Origin of the sequence: Cedecea davisae (genome assembly GCF_044095835.1) — a bacterium.
Lineage (GTDB): Bacteria > Pseudomonadota > Gammaproteobacteria > Enterobacterales > Enterobacteriaceae > Cedecea > Cedecea davisae.
Genome location: NZ_CP172054.1, coordinates 918493 through 935223 on the forward strand (window position 1 = coordinate 918493; position 16731 = coordinate 935223).

Below are 16731 nucleotides of genomic sequence, written 5' to 3' on the forward strand. Positions count from 1 at the left end.
TCCAGTACCTTACTCACGAATCTGCGCTTTCGTTTAGCTTCAGCGTCAGGCTTACGATACCGTCTTCAAGCTGAATATCAACGCTGAAACCCAGTTTCCGGGCCAGGGTTATCATCCCCTGATTGTTTGGCATGGTAATGCCATTCAGCCTCAGAAGGCCGTGCTGTCGGGTATAATCGATAAGTTTGGCCAGCAGCCGACGCCCCAGCCCAAGCCCTTTTAAGTCAGAACGTACCAGTACCGCGAACTCGGCATCAACATTATCCGCATCTGAAATCGCTCTGGTTACGCCCAGGATCTCATCGCAGCCGTTGACTCGCCGCACGGCCACAAACGCCATTTCCCGATCGTAGTCGATCTGCGTCATGTTGGCTAAATCTTCGTGGGTAAATTCGTTGATCTCGCTGAAGTAGCGGTAATAGAGATCTTCTTTGGTTACCTGGGCAATAAAACGCTGCAACTGGGGTTCGTCTTCCGGCAGGATCGGTCGGAACAGGCAGCGATCGCCATTTTTTAATTGCACAACTTCTTCAAGCTGATGGGGGTAGGGGCGCACGGCGAGCCTGGCGTCCGCATCGCCGGTAAACTCAGCCAGCTGGAGCGTCACGTCCAGCAGAGTGAACTCATTGCCCGAGGCCAGCAGCGGGTGAATATCAAGACGCTCGATTTCCGGGCAATCGATTATCAGGTTGGAAACCTGCACCAGCACCTGGCTTATCCCTGCCACATCCAGCGGACGTAGCGCGCTACGGCTGCGGATCTTGCCGCTCTTAATGGCCTGAATGACCAAATAGCGTGCCAGATTCATATTTAAAGGTGGAAGTGCGACGGCAGCCTGCCTTTCCGGGCGCCATTCGACACCGCCTTCTCCCAGCATAATCAGCGGGCCAAACACCGGATCGTGCTCGACTACGACCCGCAGCTCCTGAGCACCAGCGCGGTTTGCCATGCTTTGTACCAGCAGCCCGTGAATACGCGCCTGCGGCCAGGCTAACTTCACTCGATCGATAATCGCGTCTGCCGCCTGCTGCACTTCGCTGGCGGTGCGCAGATAAAGCATCACCCCCTGAACTTCTGATTTATGCGGAATATCAGGAGAGCGGAGCTTTAAAGCCACAGGGTAGCCAAGCTGCTCGGCGATATGCACTGCCTCGGCGCTGTCGCTGGCAATCCAGGTTGGCAGCGTTGTAAGCCCATAGGCATGAAGTATCGGACGGACTTCATGGGTATCCAGAGTCGTCACGCCCTGCTGTAGCGCCTGGCGGATAAGATGATGGGCCTCGCCGGTGTCGGCCGTCAGGTTAGCGGGCAGGGCCGGGGTTTCCCGCAGCTGTTTCTGATTGCGGCGATACTCCACCATATGCATAAAGGCGGTTACCGCTCCCTCCGGCGTGCGGTAGGTCGGAATGCCAGCATCGCTAAACAAACGCCTTGCTTCCTGGGAGGAAAATTCGCCGCACCAGTTGGTGATAATCGTCAGGTATTTACCGCGCGGATGGCGTTGTAATAAATCTATTAAGGCCAGAGCGCTGGCCGTGCCCGGAGCGGCTGCGCTGGGAGAATGAATCACCATTAGCGCATCCAAATCATGGCTATCCAGCAGTTTCTCTACCGCCAATAAATAGCGGCCTGGCGTGGCATCATCGCGTAAGTCAATGGGGTTACCCGGCTCTACTCCGGGAGGTAAAGCCGCCGCCAGCGATTGTGTGGCTTCCTCGCTTAAAACGGCGAGCTTGCCATTACGTAGCCATAACTCGTCCAACGCGAGCGCTGCCGGAGCCGCGCCGTTGCTGACTATCATTAAACGTTCTCCGCGCAGCGGGCGCATGTGGCTCAACGTTTCAACGGCGGAGAACAGTTCGTGAGTATCCTGAACCCGCAGCAGGCCAGCTCGTTGAATGGCCGCGTCCCAGGCAGCGTCGAGTCCGGGATGAGTCTTTAACAGCGTCTGGGCTTTAGCGCTACGCCCGCTTTTAATCACCAGAATGGGCTTATTACGCGAAGCGCTTCGCGCGGCGGAGACGAAACGGCGAGCATCGCTGAGGTGTTCAAGGTATAGCAGGATGGCGCTGGTTTTATTATCCCGCGCCAGGTAATCGAGCAACTCATCTACGTCAATATCGAGGCTGTCGCCGAGGGCGATAAACCAGGAGAAGCCCATCTCGCGCTGCTGCGCCCAGTCAAGGATGGTATTTGAAACGGCGGCTGACTGAGAGATAAAAGCCAGTTTGCCTTTCTGAATGGGGACCGGAGAGAAGCTGGCATTTAGCCCCTGCCACGGAGCAAGCAGCCCGAGGCTATTTGGGCCAAGCAGTCGTATTTGAAAGCGAGCTGCGCAGGCTAACAGATCGGACAACTGCTCAGGAGGAGCCGAAAGAATAATGCAGGCTTTGCAGCCTTTATTACCCAGGGCTTCAAGCAGTTCCAGATTACGACGGGAGTGGGTACAGATAACCGCGAGATCCGGGGCAAACGGCAGGCTTGCGATATCTGGCCAGGCCAGCACGCCGCACACGGCTTTATGAGTCGGAGTGACCGGCATAACCGGGCCATTGAAGCCTCCGGCAAGCAGGTTGCGCATCATTAAATAGCCGGCGCGATCGGTTTTTGCCGATGCGCCGATAACGGCAATGGATTTCGGACGCAGCAGCGCTTCCAGTCCTCGTTGGCTCACGACTCTCTCCCCTGAGTGATGTTGAGGAGAGTCTAAACGTTTTCCGTGGTTTCTGCTGTGATGCTGGATTGATGATGAGGTTTCCCCGCCAGATAGCGTTCGCGGAACAGCGTGAAATGGTCCGTTAACCCTTTAGAGGCCAGGCTATCTCCGGCCAGTTCCAGCAAGGCGGCCGCAACTTCGGCGGTGCAATACTGGCCGTCGGCATGCGCTTCACGCAATCGGTAGGCAGAGGTAATACTTAAATCCACGGAGATGACCGGCAGCGAGTCGAGATACGGGCTTTTGCGAAACATTTTTCGCGCTTCGGTCCAGGTGCCGTCCAGCATAATAAACAGCGGCGGTTTACCGTGCATGGGAGGAACCGAGAGCACTTCTCTCCCGGGATCTGCGTAAGAGGCCGGGAAAACCACCATTGGCTGGTAGTCTGGGTTGGCAACCAGATCCAAAAGCGCCTGAGGTGGCTCGGTACGCGACCACTGGAAAGCTTCGGTATCCGGTAAGATATCGGCAATTAAACGCCCTGTATTGCTGGGTTTCATCGGTTCGGTGTCGAACATCACCAGACAAAAACGGCTGCGTGCGCTTTGCGCCTGAAGTGTTTCACACAGGCACTGTTTTAGCGGCAAAAGGCAGCGCTGGCAGCGGCGAATACGGTTCCCACGAGCGAGAAAAGGGCGGGTAGCGCGGGCGAGACGAGCGGCACGGAGGCGAAGAACGGCGTTTTCGATCATTAAGCAGACTTGGTTAAAAACGCCATTCTAACGTAGATAGCGTAAAGGGGCATAAAGAAGATGCCCCTCAGCTTTAGAGATTTTCGTCCAGCCAGCTATCAAACGGTGCTTTTGGCATTGCGCCATTCAGCATATCGACAACCTGACCCTTCTTGAAAATCATAATGGTTGGAATGCTGCGAATGCGGAAGCGTGCGCTAAGCTCTTGTTCAGCTTCGGTGTTCACCTTAACAAAGCGAACTTTGCCGCTGCGTTCTTCGGCGACATCTTCAAAAATCGGGGCAAAGTTAACGCACGGGCCGCACCATGGCGCCCAGAAATCGATAACTACCGGCAAGTCGTCTTTCAGCAATTTATCCAGCGTGGCGCTGGTGGCGTTAATCACTTCGCCATCAAACAGTTCGTGACCGCAGCGGCCGCATTTTGCGCCGTCATCAATACGGTCGTCAGGAATGCGGTTGATGGCCTGGCAGTCGGCACAAACGGTATTCATAACTCACCTCAGAGAGAATGGGTTGTCGAAAATCGGCGTCAGGCGCCGAGGATGTTTCAAGTATGTTACATATTATCGGTGAAGATGTGTGGCTCAACAAAGCGATTTATTCAATGAGTACAATAGTTATTAGCTTTTAAGCAAAGTTAATGGCTAACCCATGCCACATCAGGTAATCTGCGCGCTTCGCGCTCAGCCAGGTGGAGGAACAATGAACGACGAATTTAAAGGTAAAAGCGGCAAGGTCAAAGTGATGTATGTCCGCGGTGACGACGAAAGCGAAAAACGCACCCAAAACCCGCGTACCGGGAAAGGTGGTGGGCGTCCTGCTGGTGCGTCGCGTGGTGAAGGCGGCGGTCGCCGTCCGGCTCGTCACGATGATAAACCTCGCGGCGGGCGCGATCGTAATGAACGTAACGACAGAGGCGATCGCGGTGAAGCGTCTTCCCCGTGGCGTACGGTTTCCCGTCCGCCAAGAGAAGAAGCTCCGTCAACGTTCGACAATGACGGTACCGGCACTAAAAATGTCATCGATCCGGAAGTGATTCGTCGCCAGCGCGCCGAAGAAACCCGCGTCTATGGTGAAAATGCGTGTAAGGCTCTGTTCCAGAGTCGCCCTGAGTGTATCGTGCGCGCCTGGTTTATCCAGAGCGTAACGCCGCGCTTCAAAGAGGCGCTGCGCTGGATGGCTGCGAACCGCAAGGCCTACCACGTAGTGGATGATGCGGAACTTGCAAAAGCTTCCGGAACAGAACATCACGGCGGCGTTTGCTTCATTATTAAAAAACGCAGCGGCATCAGCGTTCAGAGCTGGCTGAATAAAGCCGGTGAAGAAGATTGTGTGCTGGCGCTGGAAGATGTGGGTAACCCGCATAATCTCGGCGGCATCATGCGTAGCTGTGCGCACTTCGGCGTGAAGGGGCTGCTGATTCAGGATGCTTCTTTACTGGAGTCTGGCGCTGCGGTTCGTACCGCAGAAGGCGGCGCTGAGCACGTAGTTGCCATTAGTGGCGAAACGTTTGGTGACGGTCTGGAAGCCTTCCGTAAAGCGGGCTATACCATCGTAACCACCTCCAGCCACCAGGGAACTCCGCTGTACAAAGCCGAGTTGCCTAAGAAAATGGTGCTGGTGCTTGGTCAGGAGCGCGACGGTGTTTCCGATACCACTTTTGAAAACGCGGATATGAGCGTGGCAATTGAAGGTACGGGGAATGTTGAAAGCCTCAACGTTTCGGTAGCAACCGGCGTACTGCTGGGTGAATGGTGGCGTCAGAACAAGGCGTAACCACTTCCCTGTGATAAAAAAGCCAGCGTAATAGCTGGCTTTTTTTTGCATTGAATTCAGCTATTTTCAGCCGGCAGCTGTGGCATCCAGTCGATTGGTTGCTCTCCGCGCCCGGCAAGATACTCGTTAGCCTTCACAAAATGCCCGCAGCCGAGGAAACCGCGATGTGCCGAAAGCGGTGACGGGTGAGGCGCTGTTAAAACATGATGCCGCTGGCGATCGATAATACTGCCTTTACGCTGGGCATGTGCGCCCCACAGCAGGAATACCACGCCTTCACGGTGCTGATTAATTAATGCAATCACCTTATCGGTAAAGGTTTCCCAGCCGAAGTTAGCGTGGGAATGCGCCTTTCCGGCCTCTACGGTCAGCACCGTGTTGAGCAGGAGCACGCCCTGGCGCGCCCAGCTTTCCAGGTAACCGTGCGTCGGGCGAGTAAAGCCGGGAACGGAAGCGGCGAGTTCCTTATACATATTGACCAGCGAGGGTGGCGGCGTAATACCCGGGAGCACCGAGAAAGAAAGCCCGTGTGCCTGCCCCGGGCCGTGATAAGGATCCTGGCCCAAAATCACCACTTTAACGTCACCCAGCTCGGTAAAACGAAAAGCGTTAAATACGTCTTTCTGCACAGGATAAACAGTTACGCCCGCCGCCCGCTCTGCCGCAACAGCATTAAGCGTATTGATAAAGTAGGGCTGCTGCTTCTCTTCAGCCAGCACGTCGTGCCAGGTGAGTTGGGTTGTCATCTCGCTCTCCCGCGAATGTGTTTGTCCGATAGCTTAACTGCTTCTGCTTCATGAGCAAAATATTGCGTGGCATCAATGGGCTACGATGCAAAATAAAGTTGAAAATTTACAAACTTTTTAATATTACCGCATGTCGCTAAGTTGATGTAAAACAAATAAATCCTCTGATAGCCTTTTTTAGTGTGTGGATTTAATTGATTTAAGTCAAAGAATGAGGCCAGGCAGACTGATATAAGAACAACAAAGCAACAAAGGTTTTACCAATGAGCCAGATTGCTGGCCCAAAGAATCAGCACATTACCCTGAGGGAGAAATAAAATGATTACTGGTATCCAGATTACAAAAGCGGCAAATGATGAACTTCTGAACTCTTTCTGGCTGCTCGACAACGAAAAAGGCGAGGCGCGCTGCGTCTGTGCAAAAGCCGGTTTTGCTGAAGATGAAGTAGTTGCGGTGAGCAAACTGGGTCAGTTCGAATACCGTGAAATTCCAATGGAAGTAAAACCGGAAGTTCGCGTGGAAGGCGGTCAGCACCTGAACGTTAACGTTTTGCGTCGCGAAACGCTGGAAGATGCCGTTAAGCATCCGGAAAAATATCCGCAGCTGACCATCCGCGTTTCAGGTTATGCGGTTCGCTTTAACTCCCTGACTCCGGAGCAGCAGCGCGACGTTATTACCCGTACTTTCACCGAAAGCCTGTAATTTCTGTTACGTGATAAAAAGCCGGCCAGCGAGCCGGCTTTTTTACGCTTTCAGCAAAGAAGTGCTTCAAAGCGCCCATAATCAGATGAATTGCCACAAAAAAGCCGCCTCAGAAGGGCGGCTTTTTTGTTATGCAGAGTGATTATTCAGCAGTATCATCTTTCGTCGCGCTTGGCTTGCGGCGTTTACCGATGTTTTTCTGATCGCGGTGACGAACTTTCACACGCGGCTTCTCTTTGTCTTTCTCTTTTTTCTTCTCTTCGCGCTTGGCCAGCACTTTCTTGGAAGGCTTGCCGGTAAGCTTCTCGCTAGGTGCGCGAGTCGTTGGGCGAAGTTCATCAATCACGCGAGACTTCATCGGTTCTTTCATGTAGCGGGTAATTTTACCCAGCAGCAGATGATCGTGAGCCTCAACCAGAGAAATTGCGGTGCCTTTCATACCCGCACGCCCGGTACGACCGATGCGGTGCAGGTAGATATCAGCGGTGCGCGGCAGGTCAAAGTTGAACACATGGCTGACATCAGGAATATCAATCCCTCGGGCAGCAATATCGGTAGCAACCAGCACGTTAACGCGGCCATCGGTTAAACGCTTGATAGCTTCGTTACGCTTAGCCTGCACCATCTCGCCTTCCAGATAGCAGGTATTGATACCTGCTTCGCGCAGCCACGCAACCAGCTCATGCACACGCTCACGTTTACGCACGAAGACGATAGAGCGGGTGGTATCCGGCTGGTTCAGCAGGTTAACCAGCAATTTGGTTTTATGCTCGATATCATCAGCGCGATAATACCACTGATGAATTTTCTTGCGCTCACGCGTGGACGGGGTAGCCGAAACTTCAACCGGATCTTCCAGCAGGCGCTCAGCGAAGTTCTTGATAGCATCGCCTTCAAGCGTTGCGGAGAACAGCATCGTCTGCTTACGCCAGCGGGTTTCTGCGGCAATGGTTTCAATATCCTGCGCGAAGCCCATGTCCAGCATGCGGTCTGCTTCATCAAGGATCAGCGTTTCAACCGCACGGCAGTCGAAGTTTTCTTCCTTAATGTATTGCAGCAGGCGGCCGGTTGTCGCAACCACGATGTCCTGGTTCTCGCTGAAGACCTCGGCATGGTTCATATAAGCCACGCCGCCGGTAATGGTCGCGATATCCAGATGGGTATGTTTTGCCAGCTCGCGGGCGTGATCCGCTACCTGCATAGCCAGCTCACGGGTCGGCGTCACTATCAGGATGCGCGGCGGGCCAGATTTCTTACGCGGGAAGTCGACCAGATGCTGTAAAGCAGGCAGCAGGTAAGCTGCGGTTTTACCGGTACCCGTTGGTGCTGAACCCAGCACATCGCGCCCTTCAAGTGCAGGAGGAATGGCCGCAGCCTGGATTGCTGTCGGGCGAGTAAAGCCCTTCTCCTGGAGCGCGTCCAAAAGGCTTTCATCAAGTTCGAGTTCGGAAAAAGTGCTTACAGTCATGGTCTACCTCTATTTGGGACGCCGATTATAGACGTTATGACCGCGATCTTCATCTGTTTGTGTCTTTCCGTCGTTGCTCGTTTCACTTATGCTACGGCGGTTTCTTTGCAAGGTAGATAAGATGTCGGATCAAAAAGCGGTATTACGTCGGGACGGATTCACTTTCAAACAGTTTTTTGTCGCGCACGATCGCTGTGCCATGAAGGTGGGAACGGATGGAACGCTACTCGGCGCATGGGTGCCGGTTGCCAGGGTAAAAAGCGTGCTGGATATCGGCACCGGCAGCGGCCTGTTGGCGCTGATGTTGGCTCAGCGTACGCCGGAAGACGTCACTATTGAAGCCGTAGAGCTTGATCCGATTGCCGCTGAACAGGCTGCGGAAAACGCGGCTGCCTGCCGCTGGGCTTCGCGTATTAAGGTCCACTGTGCGGATATTCGCGACTGGGCGCAGCAGGCAACTCAGCGTTACTCCCTGATTGTCAGCAACCCGCCGTTCTTTGAGCAGGGCAGCAACTGTGCTTCGCCGGAACGTGCTCAGGCACGCTACACCACTACGCTGGATCACCGTGCGTTGTTGAGCAGCGCGGAGCAGCTTATAACCGAAGACGGTTTTTTCTGCGTGATTATGCCGGAAGCGGCCGGTACGGCTTTCAGCGAACTGGCTAAATCCGAGGGCTGGCACGTTCGCTATCGCACGGATGTTGCGGATAACGAAACCCGCTTGCCGCATCGCGTGATGCTGGCGCTCTCCCCAACTGGCGGGGAATACTTTAGCGAACGCCTGGTGATTCGTGGGCCAGACCAAACCTATTCCGAAGGCTATTGCGGCCTGACCCAGGATTTCTACCTGTTTATGTAGAGCGGCGACAGTACGCTTGGGCCTGAATCGCTTAGCTGCTCCGGGTAGTCGAGCGTGTAATGCAGGCCGCGGCTCTCTTTGCGCTGCATCGCACAGCGCACAATAAGCTCGGCCACCTGCACCAGGTTCCTCAGCTCAAGCAGATTGTTGGAAACGCGGAAGTTGGCGTAATACTCGTCAATTTCCTGCTGAAGCATGGTAATGCGGCGCAGCGCGCGTTCCAGCCTCCGGGTTGTGCGAACAATCCCCACGTAGTCCCACATAAAAAGCCGCAGCTCGTGCCAGTTATGCTGGATAACGACCTGCTCGTCGGGATTGTCGACGCGGCTGTCATCCCAGTCCGGCAGATTTTTGCTCTCGCGGGCGTAGGGCAGGCGTTTAAGAATATCCTCTGCGGCAGACCAGCCGTAAACCAGGCATTCAAGCAGAGAGTTAGAAGCCATACGGTTTGCGCCATGCAGGCCGGTATAAGTTACTTCTCCTATCGCATAAAGCCCGTCAACGTCAGTTCGCCCGTGCTCATCAACCATTACGCCGCCGCAGGTGTAATGCGCGGCCGGTACGATGGGAACGGCTTCTTTAGTCAAATCAATGCCTAACCCGAGCAGTTTTTCATAAATAGTCGGGAAGTGCTGGCGCACAAAAGTGTCCGGCTTATGGCTGATATCAAGATACATGCAGTCTGCGCCGAGACGCTTCATTTCATGATCGATTGCGCGAGCGACAATATCCCGCGGTGCAAGCTCCGCCCGTTCATCAAAGTCCGGCATAAAGCGGGAGCCATCCGGGCGCTTCAGGTAAGCGCCTTCGCCGCGCAGCGCCTCGGTAAGCAGGAAGTTTCGCGCCTGCGGGTGATACAACGCCGTCGGGTGGAATTGGTTGAATTCAAGGTTTGCTACCCGGCAGCCTGCGCGCCAGGCCATTGCAATTCCATCGCCGGATGAAATGTCCGGGTTGGTCGTATATTGATAAACCTTCGAAGCACCACCCGTTGCCAATACCACGGCTTTAGCCCGGCAGGTTTCTACTTTTTCGCGATTGCGGTTCCAGACCCAGGCTCCCACCACGCGACGGGTTCCCGGCAGCCCGATTTTATCGGAGATGATTAAATCCACGGCATTACTGCGTTCAATAACCTGAATATTCGGATGGCTGAGCGCTTTGCCAACTAATGTGGTTTCGACTTCTTTGCCGGTGGCGTCGGCCGCGTGAAGGATACGGCGGTGGCTATGGCCGCCTTCACGGGTTAAATGGTAGCTCTCCTCGCCGTTGGCAAGCGTCTGTGTGTCGAACATCACGCCCTGGTCTATCAGCCACTGTACGCAGTGTTTGGCGTTGCTGGCGACGAACTCTACCGCATCGCGGTCACAGATCCCCGCCCCGGCAACAAGCGTGTCGTCGATATGGGAGCCAATGCTGTCGGTTTCGTCGAACACCGCCGCAATGCCGCCCTGGGCATAAAAGGTTGACCCTTCGTTAATCGGCCCCTTACTCAGCACAATGACCTTGCTGTTGTGGGCAAGCCTGAGGGCCAGAGAGAGGCCGGCAGCGCCGCTACCGACGATAAGAACATCACAGACCAGATCGCTATTTATATTCATGATGTTTAATTTACTAAACAATGGTGGGCCGACAATAGCACCAGGTGCGCGTCAGAACACTCTTTTTTTATGAAATTGTTGGGCGCACTAAACAGTGGCACCCGGAGATCTTGCGGGGAGAAGTCGGTCAAAATATGTAAAAAAATCTCGTTTACAGGGGATAAACAGCAGATTAAATGATGAAAAGCCTCGATTCATGCGATACTCTGCTCGCTAACTTTTTAAGCGGTGATTCGGAAGAATCGGCGTTACCGTTTTGCGTAGCGGAACTTATAATGAAAAGATTCAATCCGCGAAACATGACAGAAAAACAAAGGCGTAACGGAACTTTGCTCACCTCGGGCGCTCCAACTCTAAGCTTGCTCAAAAATGCAGGGTTCGAGTGGCATTTCGATTACGCGTGGATATTAGGTTTGGGGAGACATTACCTCGGATGAGCGAGCAGTTAACGGATCAGGTCCTCGTCGAACGGGTCCAGAAGGGAGATCAGAAATCTTTCAACCTACTGGTGGTTCGCTACCAGCATAAAGTTGCGAGCCTGGTTTCCCGATATGTACCGTCAGGGGATGTCCCGGATGTGGTACAGGAATCATTCATTAAGGCTTATCGCGCGCTGGACTCATTCCGCGGCGATAGCGCGTTTTATACGTGGCTGTACCGCATCGCGGTCAACACGGCAAAAAATTATCTGGTTGCTCAGGGGCGCCGTCCACCTTCCAGCGATGTAGACGCAATTGATGCGGAAAACTACGAAAGTGGCAGCGCGCTGAAAGAAATTTCGAACCCTGAGAACTTAATGTTGTCTGAAGAGCTGAGACAGATAGTTTTCCGTACTATTGAGTCGCTCCCGGAAGATTTACGCATGGCAATTACGTTGCGGGAGCTGGATGGTTTGAGCTATGAAGAGATAGCCGCCATTATGGACTGCCCGGTAGGTACAGTGCGTTCACGTATCTTCCGTGCTCGGGAAGCTATCGATAATAAAGTTCAACCGCTAATCAGGCGTTGACGATAGCGGATTACTGGAAGGGTATTTAGGCATGCAGAAAGAACAACTTTCCGCTTTAATGGATGGCGAATCTCTCGATAGCGAGCTGCTTAACCGTTTGTCGCAAGACCAGACGCTACAGCAGAGCTGGGAGAGCTACCATCTCATCCGCGACACGATGCGCGGAGATACCAGTGACATTCTTCATTTCGATATTTCTGCCAAAGTGATGGCGGCTATCGCCGATGAACCAGTGCGCAAAGTCGCGCCGCTGATTGCCGAATCACAGCCGCAGCCGCAGCAATGGCAGAAAATGCCGTTCTGGCACAAGGTGCGTCCGTGGGCGAGCCAGCTAACCCAGATGGGCGTTGCCGCATGCGTATCGCTTGCGGTTATCGTCGGCGTACAGCACTATAACGGCCAGTCTGATGGTGCTGCTCAGCCGGAAACTCCGGTATTTAACACGCTGCCGATGATGGGCAAAGCCAGCCCGGTAAGCCTGGGCGTACCGTCTGATGCAACTGCCAGCAACGGCAGCAGCAGTCAGCAGGTACAGGAACAGCGTCGTCGTATTAACGCTATGCTGCAGGATTATGAATTGCAGCGTCGTTTACACTCCGAGCAGCTCCAGTTTGAACAGGCGCAAACTCAGCAGGCCGCTGTGCAAGTGCCAGGAAACCAAACTTTAGGAACGCAATCGCAGTAATGAAGCAACTTTGGTGTGCCCTGTCTTTAGTGGCAGGCAGCCTGTTGTTCACCTCCAGCGCCTCGGCGGACACTGTTTCGTCCGGGGCGTTGTTGCAGCAGATGAACCAGGCAAGTCAGTCACTCAACTATGAGCTGGCGTTTATCAATATCAGTAAACAAGGGATTGAGTCTCTTAGTTACCGCCACGCGCGTCTTGATAACCGCCCGCTTGCCCAGTTCCTGCAAATGGATGGCCCGCGCAGGGAAGTGGTTCAGCGCGGCAACGAGATAAGCTATTTTGAACCCGGGCTTGAGCCGTTCACGCTCACCGGGGACTACATCGTCGACTCCCTTCCGTCCATCGTCTATACCGACTTCAAGCGCTTAACGCCGTATTACGACTTTATCTCCGTCGGGCGCACGCGTATTGCCGATCGCCTGTGCGAGGTAATTCGCGTCGTTGCGCGAGACGGAACGCGTTATAACTATATTGTCTGGATCGATACTGAAACCAAGCTGCCGCTGCGCGTCGATCTGTTGGATCGCGATGGCGAAACGCTGGAACAATTCCGGGTGGTTTCGTTCTCCGTAGAGAACCAGGCCAGCAGCCTGATGCAGAACCTTGCGAAGGCTACTCTGCCGCCGCTGCTATCTGTGCCGGGCGCGGAGAAAGCTAACTTCTCATGGGCGCCGTCCTGGCTGCCGCAGGGGTTCAGTGAAGTTTCCAGCAGCCGCAGGCCGCTGCCGACCGTTGGCGTGCCGATTGAGTCTCGCCTCTATTCTGACGGTTTGTTCAGCTTCTCGGTGAACGTCAGCCAGGCGCCGGCTGCCAGCACAAATGGCGATCAGATGGTACGCACCGGCCGCCGCACCGTGAATACTGAAATTCGGGATAAAACGGAAATTACCGTTGTGGGTGAGTTACCTCCGCAAACGGCCAAACGTATTACCGACAGCATTAAATTCAACGGGGCGACGCCATGATTAAAGAGTGGGCGACCGTTGTCTCCTGGGAAAACGGCGAGGCTTTATTGCACTGCGACGTCAAGGCTTCTTGCAGCAGCTGCGCTTCGCGTTCGGGCTGCGGCACCCGGGTACTGAATAAGCTCGGGCCGCAAACCAGCCATTTGCTGTCGGTGCCAAGCGAACAGCCGCTGGTGGCGGGGCAGAAAGTTGAACTGGGCATTGCCGAAGGCAGCCTGTTGGGTTCCGCTCTGCTGGTTTATATGTCGCCTCTGGTCGGGTTATTCCTCTGTTCCGCGTTGTTCCAGACGCTGTTTAGCACCAACCTCGCTGCTATGGCCGGGGCGCTGCTGGGCGGCGTGGGCGGCTTCCTGATTGCGCGAGGCGTTTCACAGCGCTTCAGCAGCCGTGAAAGCTGGCAGCCGGTTATCCTGAGCGTTGCGCTTGGCCCGGATGCATTACGCGTCGACACCTCAACTCCCCCGGCTGAAAACCCGTAATTTCCCTCTGGTTGACATATCTTTGCACATCCTGCCTACGGCTTAACTAAGCTTGCAGGATGAGCAGTTTCCTCGCTTTCTGGTTGTAGTGTAGAATGCGGCGTTTCAGGCAGAAGACAGTCACTGACATCCTGCTCCGTACTGCGCGAAGCGCCGAGCTCACAGGCCATTTGTAAGGCATAAAAACCTCTAACTATGAAGAACATACGCAACTTTTCTATTATTGCCCACATCGACCACGGTAAATCGACGCTGTCTGACCGTATCATCCAGATTTGCGGCGGCCTGTCCGACCGCGAAATGGCGGCTCAGGTTCTGGACTCCATGGATCTGGAACGTGAACGTGGTATCACCATCAAAGCGCAGAGCGTCACGCTCGACTACAAAGCCAAAGACGGTGAGACCTATCAGCTAAACTTCATCGACACCCCGGGGCACGTTGACTTCTCCTATGAAGTTTCCCGCTCGCTGGCGGCCTGTGAAGGCGCGCTGCTGGTGGTGGATGCCGGGCAGGGCGTTGAAGCTCAGACCCTGGCAAACTGCTACACGGCCATGGAAATGGATCTGGAAGTAGTTCCGGTTCTCAACAAGATTGACCTGCCTGCCGCTGACCCTGAGCGCGTGGCTGAAGAGATTGAAGACATTGTTGGTATCGACGCGGCCGACGCGGTGCGCTGCTCTGCGAAAACCGGCGTGGGCGTGCCTGACGTTTTAGAGCGCCTGGTGCGCGACATCCCGGCACCTGAGGGCGACCCGGACGCGCCGCTGCAGGCGTTGATCATCGACTCCTGGTTCGATAATTACCTCGGCGTTGTCTCCCTGATCCGTGTGAAAAACGGCACCCTGCGTAAGGGCGATAAAGTAAAAGTAATGAGCACCGGCCAGGTCTATAACGCTGACCGTCTGGGCATCTTCACACCGAAGCAAATTGACCGTACCGAACTGAAGTGCGGGGAAGTTGGCTGGCTGGTTTGTGCGATTAAAGACATCCTGGGCGCGCCGGTAGGCGATACCCTGACGCTGTCCCGCAACCCGGCGGACAAAGCGCTGCCCGGCTTTAAGAAAGTTAAGCCTCAGGTTTATGCCGGTCTGTTCCCGGTCAGCTCTGACGATTACGAAAACTTCCGTGATGCGCTGGGCAAACTCAGCCTGAACGATGCCTCCCTGTTCTACGAGCCAGAAAGCTCCACGGCGCTGGGCTTCGGCTTCCGCTGCGGCTTCCTCGGCCTGTTGCACATGGAAATTATCCAGGAACGTCTGGAGCGTGAGTATGACCTCGACCTGATAACCACCGCGCCAACAGTAGTTTACGAAGTGCAGACGACCAACAAAGAGATTATCTACGTTGATAGCCCGTCCAAGCTGCCTGCGCTGAACAACATCGAAGAGCTGCGTGAACCTATCGCCGAATGTCACATGCTGCTGCCGCAGGAATTCCTCGGCAACGTGATCACGCTGTGCATCGAAAAACGTGGCGTGCAGACCAACATGGTTTACCACGGGAACCAGGTTGCCCTGACCTACGAAATCCCGATGGCGGAAGTGGTGCTCGACTTCTTCGACCGCCTGAAGTCGACTTCTCGTGGCTATGCGTCGCTGGATTACAATTTCAAACGTTTCCAGGCTTCCAACATGGTGCGCGTTGATGTACTGATAAACGGCGACCGCGTGGATGCCCTGGCGCTGATTACGCACAACGATAACGCCCCGTATCGCGGCCGTGAGTTGGTGGAGAAGATGAAAGATCTAATCCCTCGCCAGCAGTTCGATATCGCGATTCAGGCTGCCATCGGCAACCACATCATCGCGCGTTCGACGGTGAAACAGCTGCGTAAAAACGTACTGGCAAAATGCTACGGCGGTGACGTAAGCCGTAAGAAAAAGCTGTTGCAGAAACAGAAAGACGGTAAGAAGCGTATGAAGCAGGTCGGTAACGTCGAACTGCCTCAGGAAGCGTTCCTCGCCATCCTGCATGTCGGCAAAGACGGCAAATAATCTAAGGAGTTGGCATGGCGAATATGTTTGCTTTGATCCTCGTGGTAGCCACGCTGGTGACGGGCATTTTATGGTGTCTGGATAAATTTATCTTTGCGCCAAAACGTCGTGAAAAACAGGCGGCAGCTCAGGCTGCCACCGGTGACGCGCTGGACAAAAAGACGCTGAAAAAGGTCGGCCCTAAACCGGGCTGGCTGGAAACCGGCGCTTCGGTATTCCCGGTGCTGGCTATTGTTCTGGTGGTGCGCTCATTTATTTACGAGCCGTTCCAGATCCCATCAGGTTCGATGATGCCAACGCTGTTAATCGGTGATTTTATTCTGGTAGAGAAATTTGCCTACGGAATTAAAGATCCGATTTACCAGAAAACCTTGATTGAAACCGGGCACCCTAAACGCGGTGATATCGCGGTATTTAAATACCCTGAAGATCCGCGTCTGGATTATATCAAGCGCGTGGTGGGCTTACCTGGTGACCGCGTAAGCTACGATCCGCAGTCTAAGGAAGTGACCGTTCAGCCGAACTGCAGTTCCGGCCAGGCCTGTGACAATGCGCTGCCAATCACTTATTCCAATGTGGAAGCCAGTGATTTTGTGCAGACCTTTGCCCGCCGTAACGGCAGCGAAGCGACCTCCGGTTTCTTCCAGATGCCCAAAGACCAGACCCGTGATGACGGCGTGCGCCTGAGCGAGCGTAAAGAGACGCTGGGCGATGTCACTCACAATATTCTGACCGTGCCGATTGCTCAGGATCAGGTGGGAATGTATTACCAGCAGTCCGGCCTGCCGCTGGCAACGTGGATTGTGCCACCGGGTCATTATTTCATGATGGGTGACAACCGCGATAACAGCGCCGATAGCCGCTACTGGGGATTCGTTCCGGAGCAAAATCTGGTCGGTAAAGCGACAGCTATCTGGATGAGTTTCGAGAAACAGGAAGGCGAATGGCCAACGGGTGTTCGTTTGAATCGGATTGGCGGCATTCATTAAGCAATTAAATCCCACAAACTAACGACATCCCCTGTCGTTGTGTATAG

16 protein-coding genes are annotated in these 16731 nt (G+C 54.4%); 10 read left to right on the forward strand and 6 right to left on the reverse strand.

Annotated elements, in window-relative coordinates:
* Positions 1-13: 13 nt before the first annotated feature.
* The 3 genes from pat to trxC all read right to left on the reverse strand — a co-directional run bounded on the left by pat (position 14) and on the right by trxC (position 3901).
* Positions 14-2674, reverse strand: coding sequence for a protein lysine acetyltransferase (gene pat, locus ACG1VR_RS04890; protein WP_395490356.1), 2661 nt, complete (start codon positions 2672-2674; stop codon positions 14-16).
* A gap of 32 nt (positions 2675-2706) precedes the next feature.
* Positions 2707-3408, reverse strand: a complete 702-nt coding sequence (locus ACG1VR_RS04895; protein WP_395490357.1) for a tRNA-uridine aminocarboxypropyltransferase — start codon at positions 3406-3408, stop codon at positions 2707-2709.
* A 73-nt stretch (positions 3409-3481) separates the two neighbouring features.
* A complete protein-coding gene (gene trxC / locus ACG1VR_RS04900) occupies positions 3482-3901 on the reverse strand; it encodes a thioredoxin TrxC (RefSeq protein ID WP_172569159.1) in 420 nt (139 codons plus the stop codon).
* Between the two features lie 211 nt (positions 3902-4112).
* On the opposite strand from trxC, the gene ACG1VR_RS04905 reads away from it, so the two are divergent.
* Entirely contained in the window at positions 4113-5186 is a 1074-nt protein-coding gene (locus ACG1VR_RS04905) for a tRNA/rRNA methyltransferase (protein WP_039898668.1), read from the forward strand.
* Between the two features lie 56 nt (positions 5187-5242).
* Here the strand turns inward: ACG1VR_RS04905 and ung are convergent, their stop codons facing one another.
* Complete coding sequence (ung, locus tag ACG1VR_RS04910) at positions 5243-5932, reverse strand: uracil-DNA glycosylase (protein WP_216374966.1); 690 nt, start codon at positions 5930-5932, stop codon at positions 5243-5245.
* Between the two features lie 318 nt (positions 5933-6250).
* Between ung and grcA the strand changes: the two genes are divergently transcribed.
* The gene (gene grcA, locus ACG1VR_RS04915; RefSeq protein WP_016537828.1) at positions 6251-6634 is read left to right on the forward strand and encodes an autonomous glycyl radical cofactor GrcA; all 384 of its coding nucleotides are present in this window, start codon (positions 6251-6253) and stop codon (positions 6632-6634) included.
* 142 nt (positions 6635-6776) lie between these two features.
* On the opposite strand, the gene srmB is transcribed toward grcA, so the two are convergent.
* Complete coding sequence (gene srmB, locus ACG1VR_RS04920; protein WP_395490358.1) at positions 6777-8102, reverse strand: ATP-dependent RNA helicase SrmB; 1326 nt, start codon at positions 8100-8102, stop codon at positions 6777-6779.
* A gap of 121 nt (positions 8103-8223) precedes the next feature.
* Here srmB and ACG1VR_RS04925 point away from each other — a divergent pair, with 121 nt between their 5' ends.
* On the forward strand, positions 8224-8961 hold the full coding sequence (locus ACG1VR_RS04925; RefSeq protein ID WP_172569163.1) for a tRNA1(Val) (adenine(37)-N6)-methyltransferase: 738 nt from the start codon (positions 8224-8226) through the stop codon (positions 8959-8961).
* Here ACG1VR_RS04925 and nadB read toward each other — a convergent pair.
* Positions 8946-10562, reverse strand: coding sequence for an L-aspartate oxidase (nadB, locus tag ACG1VR_RS04930; RefSeq protein ID WP_395490359.1), 1617 nt, complete (start codon positions 10560-10562; stop codon positions 8946-8948). The genes ACG1VR_RS04925 and nadB overlap by 16 nt on opposite strands.
* Before the next feature lie 299 nt (positions 10563-10861).
* Here nadB and rseD point away from each other — a divergent pair, with 299 nt between their 5' ends.
* The 7 genes from rseD (at position 10862) to lepB (ending at position 16684) form a co-directional block, all read left to right on the forward strand.
* Entirely contained in the window at positions 10862-10999 is a 138-nt protein-coding gene (gene rseD, locus ACG1VR_RS04935) for a rpoE leader peptide RseD (protein WP_147293951.1), read from the forward strand.
* Positions 10996-11571 carry an RNA polymerase sigma factor RpoE gene (rpoE, locus tag ACG1VR_RS04940; RefSeq protein WP_016537822.1) on the forward strand — a complete coding sequence of 192 codons (576 nt, stop codon included), beginning with the start codon at positions 10996-10998 and terminating at the stop codon, positions 11569-11571. Before rseD ends, rpoE begins: the two co-directional genes overlap by 4 nt.
* A 31-nt stretch (positions 11572-11602) precedes the next feature.
* Positions 11603-12256, forward strand: coding sequence for an anti-sigma-E factor RseA (gene rseA, locus ACG1VR_RS04945; RefSeq protein WP_016537821.1), 654 nt, complete (start codon positions 11603-11605; stop codon positions 12254-12256).
* Entirely contained in the window at positions 12256-13221 is a 966-nt protein-coding gene (gene rseB, locus ACG1VR_RS04950) for a sigma-E factor regulatory protein RseB (protein ID WP_172569165.1), read from the forward strand. The genes rseA and rseB overlap by 1 nt, the downstream gene beginning before the upstream one ends.
* Positions 13218-13700, forward strand: coding sequence for a SoxR-reducing system protein RseC (gene rseC, locus ACG1VR_RS04955; RefSeq protein WP_016537819.1), 483 nt, complete (start codon positions 13218-13220; stop codon positions 13698-13700). Before rseB ends, rseC begins: the two co-directional genes overlap by 4 nt.
* 195 nt (positions 13701-13895) lie before the next feature.
* The gene (gene lepA, locus ACG1VR_RS04960) at positions 13896-15695 is read left to right on the forward strand and encodes a translation elongation factor 4 (protein ID WP_016537818.1); all 1800 of its coding nucleotides are present in this window, start codon (positions 13896-13898) and stop codon (positions 15693-15695) included.
* 14 nt (positions 15696-15709) lie between these two features.
* Positions 15710-16684 (forward strand): signal peptidase I, encoded by a 975-nt coding sequence (gene lepB / locus ACG1VR_RS04965; protein WP_016537817.1) that lies wholly within the window; start codon positions 15710-15712, stop codon positions 16682-16684.
* Positions 16685-16731: the final 47 nt, after the last annotated feature.

Coding starts and splice junctions, on each gene's coding strand:
- ACG1VR_RS04895 (WP_395490357.1), bottom strand. CDS start 3,408: ATGATCGAAAACGCCGTTCTTCGCCTCCGTGCCGCTCGTCTCGCCCGC.
- lepA (WP_016537818.1), top strand. CDS start 13,896: ATGAAGAACATACGCAACTTTTCTATTATTGCCCACATCGACCACGGT.
- rpoE (WP_016537822.1), top strand. CDS start 10,996: ATGAGCGAGCAGTTAACGGATCAGGTCCTCGTCGAACGGGTCCAGAAG.
- rseD (WP_147293951.1), top strand. CDS start 10,862: ATGACAGAAAAACAAAGGCGTAACGGAACTTTGCTCACCTCGGGCGCT.
- ACG1VR_RS04905 (WP_039898668.1), top strand. CDS start 4,113: ATGAACGACGAATTTAAAGGTAAAAGCGGCAAGGTCAAAGTGATGTAT.
- grcA (WP_016537828.1), top strand. CDS start 6,251: ATGATTACTGGTATCCAGATTACAAAAGCGGCAAATGATGAACTTCTG.
- nadB (WP_395490359.1), bottom strand. CDS start 10,562: ATGAATATAAATAGCGATCTGGTCTGTGATGTTCTTATCGTCGGTAGC.
- rseC (WP_016537819.1), top strand. CDS start 13,218: ATGATTAAAGAGTGGGCGACCGTTGTCTCCTGGGAAAACGGCGAGGCT.
- lepB (WP_016537817.1), top strand. CDS start 15,710: ATGGCGAATATGTTTGCTTTGATCCTCGTGGTAGCCACGCTGGTGACG.
- trxC (WP_172569159.1), bottom strand. CDS start 3,901: ATGAATACCGTTTGTGCCGACTGCCAGGCCATCAACCGCATTCCTGAC.
- rseB (WP_172569165.1), top strand. CDS start 12,256: ATGAAGCAACTTTGGTGTGCCCTGTCTTTAGTGGCAGGCAGCCTGTTG.
- rseA (WP_016537821.1), top strand. CDS start 11,603: ATGCAGAAAGAACAACTTTCCGCTTTAATGGATGGCGAATCTCTCGAT.
- ung (WP_216374966.1), bottom strand. CDS start 5,932: ATGACAACCCAACTCACCTGGCACGACGTGCTGGCTGAAGAGAAGCAG.
- srmB (WP_395490358.1), bottom strand. CDS start 8,102: ATGACTGTAAGCACTTTTTCCGAACTCGAACTTGATGAAAGCCTTTTG.
- ACG1VR_RS04925 (WP_172569163.1), top strand. CDS start 8,224: ATGTCGGATCAAAAAGCGGTATTACGTCGGGACGGATTCACTTTCAAA.